This is a genomic window from Nodularia sp. LEGE 04288, from assembly GCF_963896525.1.
Lineage (GTDB): Bacteria > Cyanobacteriota > Cyanobacteriia > Cyanobacteriales > Nostocaceae > Nodularia.
This window is the reverse complement of the sequence record NZ_CAWQOY010000037.1, coordinates 1-8,925: the sequence shown is the minus strand read 5'-3', so window position 1 is coordinate 8,925 and position 8,925 is coordinate 1. Positions and strand designations below refer to the sequence as shown.

9 protein-coding genes are annotated in these 8,925 nt (G+C 39.8%); 6 read left to right on the top strand and 3 right to left on the bottom strand.

Annotation, left to right across the window (positions count from 1 at the left end):
- Positions 1-29 precede the first annotated feature (29 nt).
- From AACX33_RS03365 to AACX33_RS03345, 5 genes are all read left to right on the top strand, one after another.
- A complete protein-coding gene (locus tag AACX33_RS03365; protein ID WP_193998263.1) occupies positions 30-761 on the top strand; it encodes a hypothetical protein in 732 nt (243 codons plus the stop codon).
- Positions 762-1,071: 310 nt separating this feature from the next.
- Positions 1,072-2,511, top strand: coding sequence for a TldD/PmbA family protein (locus AACX33_RS03360; protein WP_193998262.1), 1,440 nt, complete (start codon positions 1,072-1,074; stop codon positions 2,509-2,511).
- Between the two features lie 122 nt (positions 2,512-2,633).
- A complete protein-coding gene (locus tag AACX33_RS03355) occupies positions 2,634-3,980 on the top strand; it encodes a TldD/PmbA family protein (RefSeq protein WP_193998395.1) in 1,347 nt (448 codons plus the stop codon).
- Between the two features lie 110 nt (positions 3,981-4,090).
- Complete coding sequence (locus tag AACX33_RS03350) at positions 4,091-5,044, top strand: hypothetical protein (protein WP_193998261.1); 954 nt, start codon at positions 4,091-4,093, stop codon at positions 5,042-5,044.
- 8 nt (positions 5,045-5,052) lie between these two features.
- Entirely contained in the window at positions 5,053-5,667 is a 615-nt protein-coding gene (locus tag AACX33_RS03345; RefSeq protein ID WP_193998260.1) for a PIN domain-containing protein, read from the top strand.
- A gap of 316 nt (positions 5,668-5,983) precedes the next feature.
- Here the strand turns inward: AACX33_RS03345 and AACX33_RS03340 are convergent, their stop codons facing one another.
- Positions 5,984-6,418, bottom strand: a complete 435-nt coding sequence (locus tag AACX33_RS03340; RefSeq protein WP_193998259.1) for an MAPEG family protein — start codon at positions 6,416-6,418, stop codon at positions 5,984-5,986.
- 99 nt (positions 6,419-6,517) lie between these two features.
- Between AACX33_RS03340 and AACX33_RS03335 the strand changes: the two genes are divergently transcribed.
- Positions 6,518-7,273, top strand: coding sequence for a LuxR C-terminal-related transcriptional regulator (locus AACX33_RS03335; protein ID WP_193998258.1), 756 nt, complete (start codon positions 6,518-6,520; stop codon positions 7,271-7,273).
- Positions 7,274-7,703: 430 nt separating this feature from the next.
- Here AACX33_RS03335 and AACX33_RS03330 read toward each other — a convergent pair whose 3' ends face one another.
- Positions 7,704-8,372, bottom strand: coding sequence for a DivIVA domain-containing protein (locus AACX33_RS03330; protein ID WP_227789427.1), 669 nt, complete (start codon positions 8,370-8,372; stop codon positions 7,704-7,706).
- Positions 8,282-8,833 (bottom strand): pantetheine-phosphate adenylyltransferase, encoded by a 552-nt coding sequence (gene coaD / locus AACX33_RS03325; RefSeq protein WP_193998257.1) that lies wholly within the window; start codon positions 8,831-8,833, stop codon positions 8,282-8,284. Before coaD ends, AACX33_RS03330 begins: the two co-directional genes overlap by 91 nt.
- Positions 8,834-8,925 lie beyond the last annotated feature (92 nt).

Genomic DNA, 8,925 nt, shown 5'->3' with positions numbered 1-8,925 from the left:
GATGTTAAGAATATTACTAAAAAATTTATATGCCGCAGCCATCTACTCGTGATGTAGAGTTCCCCATTCATATCTCTGCTAAAAAAATTGCACAACGTTTAATTATTATAATTTCATGTCTAACTGTAACTGGCGCTCTCAGTGGTTATTTCTTAGTATCCGACTTCCAATTTCCTAGCTCAAAATGGTTTTACGAACTCTTTAGCCTTGATGAAGAGTTAAATATTCCTGCTTGGTATTCATCATTCACATTATTATTTTGTTCCGGATTGTTAGCAGTAATTACTTCAATTAAAAAGACAGATAAGTATTTTATTTATTGGAAAAACCTATCTTTACTATTTCTGATTTTCAGTCTAGATGAAGCTTTTAGTTTGCACGAAATTTTAATTATTCCAGCCCTCAGAGAACAATTTAATTTCAGCCCCATATTTTTTCACACCTGGGTTATATTTGGGATTCCTGCTGTAATATTCTTTCTATATAAATATTTCAAATTTTTCCTAGATTTACCTAAAAAGACGCAATATTTATTCCTGCTTGCCGCAATTTTTTATGTAGGCGGAGCGCTGGGTATGGAAATGGTAAGTGGGCTGTTAAGAGAATCTTTTGGTCGGCTGGCTCTCATAACAACAATTGGCATAGTGATTGAAGAATTGCTAGAAATGCTCGGAGTTTTAACTTTTATCTATGCGCTGCTAACTTACTTTAGCAGTTTTCAAGAAATTATTCATCTCAAAGTTTATATATCTGAAAAGTAAGGTCAACCCCAGGGCGCTATTTTAAAATTCGCCCTAGTCATTGAGCTAGTATTATTGACTAATAAAGAAATATCTTTTTTTCCAGCAGAGGATGATTCTATGGTGACAAAATTGACAACCAATGCTGCTGCCATGAAAAGGAAAAATGTATTATTCATAGTTTTTTCAAATTCTGTATTGTTTATACTTCGGAAATCAGTACAGTGTAGTAGACTATAGGAATGAATTGAAAATGTCAAGAGACTACTATTTAAGAGTAGTCATATTCAAGTTTTGTTATCATGTTTTTCTGCTCAATTTCAATATAAATATGTGGTCTGAACTTACACAAGCGATCGCTAATCTCGATATTCCGGCTGATTGGATTGGGATTAGAGCCGTCAAGAAAAATTCCTCCACTCGTCATGTTCGGGATGGCTTACCCCAAATTAACGGCAAATCCTCCACTATCGGGGCGATGCTAGAAGTTTTAGTCAATGGCTGTCTCGGTTATGCAGCCACAAACTCCCTAGAATTGTCATCACTACAAGCAGCAGCCCACACAGCTTATCAACAAGCCCTAGCAGCAAGCAAATGGTGGATATATCCCTTTCAAGAAAGTCAACGCCCCAAAGTTGTAGGTGAATATAAATCTCCCTTTTCACAGCCCTTAGACACTCTCAGCGCTGGAGAAATCAACAATTTATTGGTGCGTGTCTGCCAAACTCTGAAAGTTGATGACAAAATAGTGCAAACCTCAGCCAGCGCCAGCACCACGGAGAGAGAAACTTGGTTTGTCAGCAGCAATGGCTCAGAAGTCTATCAAAAAATTGTTACTATAGGAACTCATTATGGTGCGATCGCACAAGATGGTGCAGTAGTCCAACAACGCAGTAATAATGGTTGGCAAGCCCATTGTTATCAAGGTGGATGGGAACTATTAAAACAAGAAGAACTATGGCCGCGAGTCCAGGAAGTTGGAGAACAAGCCATAGAACTTTTAACAGCCGCAGAATGTCCCAACACCCGCACAAATTTAGTCCTAGCACCAGACCAAATGATGCTGCAAATTCACGAAAGTGTCGGACATCCCCTAGAAATTGACCGAATATTAGGAGATGAGCGCAACTACGCCGGCGGTAGCTTTGTTAAAAAGAGTGACTTTGGCAACCTCGCCTATGGTTCGCCCCTGATGAACATCACCTTTGATCCCACCGTACCCGGACAATTTGCCAGCTACGGATTTGATGATACAGGGGCAGTAGCGACACGAGAGTATGTAATTAAAGATGGAGTCTTACAAAGAGGTTTAGGCAGCTTAGAAAGCCAAGCCAGAGCCGGGATATCAGGTGTAGCTTGCGCCCGTGCATCCTCATGGAATCGTCCCCCCATTGACCGCATGGCGAATTTAAATTTAGAACCAGGAAACGCCACCGTCGAAGAAATGATTGGCGGAATCGAACACGGCGTTTACATGGAATCGAATCGGTCTTGGTCAATAGACGATCGCCGTTATAAATTTCAGTTTGGTTGTGAATACGCCAAATTAATTGAAAACGGCAAACTCACCAAAACCCTGAGAAATCCCAACTATCGAGCCACAACCCCAGAATTTTGGCACAGCCTCACCCAAGTAGGAAACACAGACAACTGGCAGATGTATGGTACAGCCATGTGTGGTAAAGGCGAACCAAATCAAGCCATTTGGGTAGGACACGGTTCACCAGTGTGTGTATTTGCCAACGTCGAAGTCTTTGGTGGTGGTCATTAGTCATTAGTCATTGGTCATTGATCTAGGAATGACGCAAAAAAACCTCTCAAAATCTCATTCCTCTGTGTCCTCTGCGTCTCTGTGGTTCGTTTTTCCTCATTCCCAACTCCTCACTCCTCATGATGAAACTAGCAGAATTATCTACCTTAGAAACCACTTTTAATCAACTCATAGAAACACTACTCATTAAAAAAACAAAAACCGAACAGTTCACCGTCAGACTCAGCAGTGAAAAAAGCCAATTTACGCGTTTCAATCATGCAAAAGTCCGACAAACAGGTTTAGTCGCTGATGGTTCCATAGAACTGACCTTAATGGAAAATCAGCGCAGCAGTTTTCGCTCCTTTCCCTTCACTGGGAATTGGGATAAAGATTGGCAAACAGCATACACAGCTTTACTCGAACTCCGAGAAGAACTGACACTATTACCAGTTGATCCCTATTTAGTTTTACCATCAGGAAATAAGACCAGTCGAGAAGTAAATTCTGGGCAATTATTAGCAGCAGAATCAGTAGTACCAACTTTATTAGAACTGGTAGCTGAATTAGATTTTACAGGGATGTATGCTGGCGGAGTCGTAATTCAAGCTTATGGTGATTCTCAGGGACAAAAACACTGGTTTGCCACTGATACATTTACCTTAGATTATTCTCTCTTTGATAACCGTGGGCAAGCAGTTAAAGGCATATTTGCCGGAAGTAATTGGGATGAAACCGCTTACATCGCCAAAATTAACGAAGCTAAAACTCAACTGGAATTACTTTCTCGTCCCGCTAAACAATTAACACGGGGACAATATAAAACTTATTTTGCGCCGGCGGCGGTTGCGGATTTATTGGGGATGCTTTCTTGGTCAGCCGTGAGTGAAGCCGATTTACAACAAGGAAACAGTGCTTTAGCGATGCTATCCCGCCGAGAAAAACAACTTTCGCCCCAGTTTAGTTTAAAGGAAAACTTTCAACAGGGGTTTGTGCCGAGATTTAACCAATTGGGGGAAATGGTAGCCCCGGAATTACCCTTAATTGCACAAGGAATTTTAGTCAATACTCTAGTTAATTCTCGCACAGCCAAGGAATATGGAAAAACTGCCAACGGTGCGAATAGTTCGGAAACGTTACGTGCGCCGGAAATCAGTCCGGGAAATTTAGGCTTTGAGGAAATTTTGGGGAGTTTAGGCACAGGACTATATATATCGAACTTGCATTACTTGAACTGGAGCGATCGCCCAACTGGTAGAATTACAGGTATGACCCGTTATGCGTGCTTTTGGGTAGAAAACGGTGAAATCGTCGCCCCCATTGAAAACTTACGCTTTGATGAAAGTCTCTATCGCTTCTGGGGAGATAATCTCGTAGAATTTACTAATTTTCAGGAATTTATCCCCGAAGTCGGAACCTATGAAAGTCGCCAACTGGGAGGTAGTTTGGTTCCTGGGATGTTGGTTAATGATTTCACCTACACCTTGTAATCTGGTGGTATTTTGCGTCAATGGGTAGGTGTTGGCCAGGGGGGATGCAGAAACCCCACCCTCAACTAAGTAAGGTGGGGTAGTTCATTATATGTGACATTTATGTATACATGATTGAATATTTTGTGCGATCATTAAGGTGTGAGAGTGCAAACGTCATCAATAAACAAGCTGAAATACAAAACGAGGTAAAAGCTGTGAGTATTGTATACAAAGATACGATAAGCACAAAATTAAAACTCTGTGTAGATGAATATGTTCGGCAAGAACTGACTACTATTAGACTTGAACTTGACACATTAATTAAAAAAGACTCTTTAGATAGCTATGAAGTTGACGATTTGAGAGATATTCAATGTCTTGTAAATGAAGCACAAAAAATTGAAGAAGGAGATTTAGATACAAGTACAAAAATAGATCATGTCTCAGAAAAAATTAATAAAGCTATATCTAAGATAGAAATCTTTTTAAAGACTTACCAATACAAAAAAGAAACAGCATCAACTTTAGATAAGCTAATTTCAGATGCAAAAAATGTCATAATTTCTTACCGAGAAAAACTAAATTCTTTTGGTAAAAAACTAAATTTTATTAAATTGTCATTAATACCAGTAACTAAAATAAAGCAAAATATTGACGAAAAAAGTTCAAAGAAAATATATGAAGAATGGGCAAAAGCATTTGAACTCTTGGCTGAGGGATTAGAAGAATATTTTGATATTAATCAAGATATTCCCTTGGAAATAATTGAAAAATTTGCAAAAGAGGTGTTTTCTGTTGCCACTTCAAAGAAAACATACAATAATTTTCGTAAGGATGAATATAAGAGAAGATTAAAATTTTCCTCTAGTTACATCATTAGAATGATTACAGAAAGAGTGTCTAATATAGATTCTCAGTTAGAAAACAAAGACTATACAATAGTAACAGACTTGCGTAGTTTAGTACACGCACAGTACAATATTGCACAAAAGCATTTGCTAGAACAAATAGATATCAAAAATATTGATGAACTAGAAACAGAAGAAGACATTCTAGAGGCAGCCATTAATCTAACAAGTTAAAAAATTTCATGACCAAAAGAATACGGCTGTGCCTAGACTTAAATATTTGGTGCGGTGCATTTATTGCAAATAAAAAACAACATAAAAATACAGCCTGCCAAGAACTTACTAGATTCATCAGGCAGGGATTTTGTGATATAGGAGAAATCCAGTTAATTGTTTCATGGGGAATGCTAAACAGATTAAAAAGCGTATTAGTAGAAAAATTAGGCGTAGACCAAGAAATTGCCGATTTACAAATTGATGCCATAAAAAAATATAGTGAGCTGGGTCCAGGAAGTAGAAGCCCACAAATTACTTTAGGAGGAACAGGACTAATCAATCTACCTGATGAAGAAGATGCTCATGTAATAGAAACAGCATTAGCTGGAAAAGCAACAGCATTAGTTACACTTAATTTCAAACATTTTACATCAAAAAATATAGAAATTATTATACCTAACAAGCACCATATATGTTCAACAGCAAATTATAAAACTCATATAGTAGACCCATTCACAATGATGGATTGGATTAGAAATAATAGTATTCCTTCACATGAAATAAATACTGAAATAAATTTAAAAATAGAAGATTGGACTTATCCCGCAGGGAACGGACTTGCCCTTACGGAACAAGATTAATCACTAATTTGCACTCGAATCTAAACAAGTTGAAAAACCACTTAATCCCGATCAGGGATTGAAACTGGTATGTACCTATCATACATATAATAGAAATAGAGTTTAAAAACAACTTAATCCCTATCAGGGATTGAAACAACTGTACCCAGTGGACACGAGTTTGGAACCGTGGGTTTAAAAACAACTTAATCCCTATCAGGGATTGAAACGGCGAAGCACCCCAACACAGACAAGCCACACGTCAGGGTTTGAGATGCGCTAACCCTGACAGCTATCCCTACAGCATCACTGCTTTTCTTGCTAAATAACCCCTTTTTTACTGGTTCGTGCCAAAGTGGATAAGTGCTGCACGGATTGCCATAAACCAGACTGCGAGGGTGGCAAATAGGTAGAGGTAAAACCGAAGCATGATGAAATTGAATGTGCAGTGGACAATGCTATGTAATACGCGAAATCCCACAAAAATCCAGGCGGCGGTTACATACACGGCATCTACCTGCTTGGTGGCAAAAAGGTATAGTGCGATCGCATAAAAGAGTACTGGAATCTCAAATAAGTTCTTGAAGTTATCCGATGGATTAGATACACTTGATGGCGAAATCTGAGCCAATGCGCCGGATACTGCCAGATCCTGTGAGGGGATCTTTGTCTTGCTAATAAAGCTGATACGACGGATGTACAGATACACCCAAACTAAAAGTGTTAAAAACATCGTCGCAAAGAACGGACTGAAGATGGCATTTTGCGTCATGAATTTATTTCTTTGTGGCAGTTACAATTAAATCTATCCTTATGCTAGGAGTGTTAATTAACCTAGTCTAGTCCTCGATCGAGTACTCTTTTTCCCACTATGACGATTTCTTTGCAGCTTTTATTGGCAGAAATTAATCAGGTCAAGGATCAAACTCACCTGCGATCGCAAATTGCCCCAAAAATTGGCGAATACTTTACAGCAAAACGATGGGCAATTTTTTTCTTTGACCAACTGCCTTTAGGCGATCGCAATCTTCAGAAAATATTGAAAATTGCACTATCAATTGAGCATAATCCTGTAGCGCGTTATTTAGTAAAGCGCCATGCTCCGGTTCATGAAGCATTAGTCACAACACCCAAGGCTTGGAAATTAATCTGTCCTCGTCCCGATCACTGGCACGTTATGGCGGGGCCGATCATTAATCATGGTCAAATTGCCGGCTTAGTCTGCTGTACACGGGAAAAGGCAATGCCTGCCTTTGATAGTGAAAATCTCATCGATTTGAGTGCCATCGGGTTGCACTTGTCGGCTTGGGTAGCAAGAGTTAATTTACAAGGCATGATTCCAGAAAACTCACGGCAGCACCACGATTCTCTTCTCTACGAAAGGCTGTACCAACGGGACGCGTCGCAAACAGAGAAGTTACGCCAACGTTTAACATCTCGTGAGTGGCAAATTGCAGAATTAGTTGGATTGGGGCTAACTAACGCAGAAATCGGGATTAAACTTTGGATCACTGAAAATTCTGTGAAGCAGGCTTTGAAGCGAATGTTTCGTAAGCTTGAGGTTTCATCCCGTGCAGAAATGGTAGCACAGCTTGCAGATAGAAGGTTTCATTCAGAACCTTCTTGATTTTTATACGCATCAATGTTCAGTCATTTGCGTCACCATCAACGGCGAATCAGTGGCCGCAAGTCAACTGCCGCATTGCGCTATTTTGGTCAATATCAAGTTTTATTCGTTACTAAACCGTTTAGTATAATTATTAGCAAATAGAAGTAAACAAACAAAAAATGTTTCCTTACCTTTTAAATAATGAAATTGAGGGCTAAAGCACTCACTACGAACCAAGAAGATATTTTAGGTGAAAATTTTCCTATTTCTGATCAGACATAAAAATCACCATAATTAAGCTAATTGCTCACGAATTTCTCCGCTTTTCAAAAGTTAGCAATTATCAAATAACAACCGACTAAAGCATGGCGTAAATAAACCAACCATTCAAAGTCAATTAAAAGCCGAAATAATCAGCTTTTTAGCTCTTGACTTTCGCCCTGCGGTACTACTTCTTCTTAGGAGGGTGAGAATGACGCTGTGGTGGCATATCTTGTCGTAATTGTTGCCGTCCATTTGTAATAATACGTAACATATCCTTCAGGTCTTGTTCGATACCATCCAGGACACTATCAGCGTATTCATCAGCGCCATTTTCAATATTTTGAGCTTGTGCGATCGCAGTTTGTCGCAATTCCTCCATCTCTTCTTGACAGCTACGCCGCTTCTGGTCAATTTCAATCAGAGTGGCTTGCATCATCGCCTCACACTCCTGCTGGACTTGTCGCCGCAACTGTTCAGCTTCCAGCTCTACCTGTCTGATGATATCGCTTTCCGCCAAAATTTGCGCTCGCTTGGCTTGGGCAGCCTCAATAACTTGCTGGCCATATTCTTCAGCTTCCAGCAACACCTCATCCTTTTGTTGCAAGAGGATGGCTGCTTCCTGAAAAATCGCTGGTAAAGAAATCCGAATGAAATCGATCTGTTCAATTAGCTTGTCTTCATCTACCAGAGTGCGCCCAGTCAGAGGAACACGAAACCCATAGAGAATCAAATCCTCTAAACGATTGAGTTCCTGGAGAATACTTACGCTTCCCGTTCCGTTGGGAGACTCTTCAGAGGGGGGATAGCTTCCGTTGTCGTTGGGTTGGCCATTGGAGATGTGTGATTGTAGCATTTGTATATATCTAGGGCAATTTGTTGGGGAACAAGATGATCAACAGATCCACCAAACCTTGCAATCTCTTTTACCACACTACTACTTAAAAAACTATACTCATTCGATGTGGCTAAAAAAACTGTTTCTATTTGAGTTGAAATAGTGTTATTAGTATGAGCCATTTGCAGCTCAACTTCAAAGTCGGAAATTGCTCGTAAACCCCGCAATAAAACCTGTGCTTGTCGTTGCTGGGCATAATTGACAGTCAGACCGTCAAAACCGTCTACTTCCACATTAGAGAGATGTTTGGTGGTGCGGCGAATCTGATCTAATCTTTCCTGCACAGTAAACAGAGGTATTTTGTGAGGATTTCGCAATACAGCCACAATCACCAAGTCAAACAGCCGACTACCACGCTGAATGATATCAAGGTGACCTAAAGTGATGGGGTCAAAGCTGCCAGGGTAAATAGCAATCACAAAATTTTAAATGCACCAAACCTACTTAAGTAAGTATAGGGCATTAGGCATCAACTTTGATTCCCCATTCCCCACTCCCCACTCCCTACTCC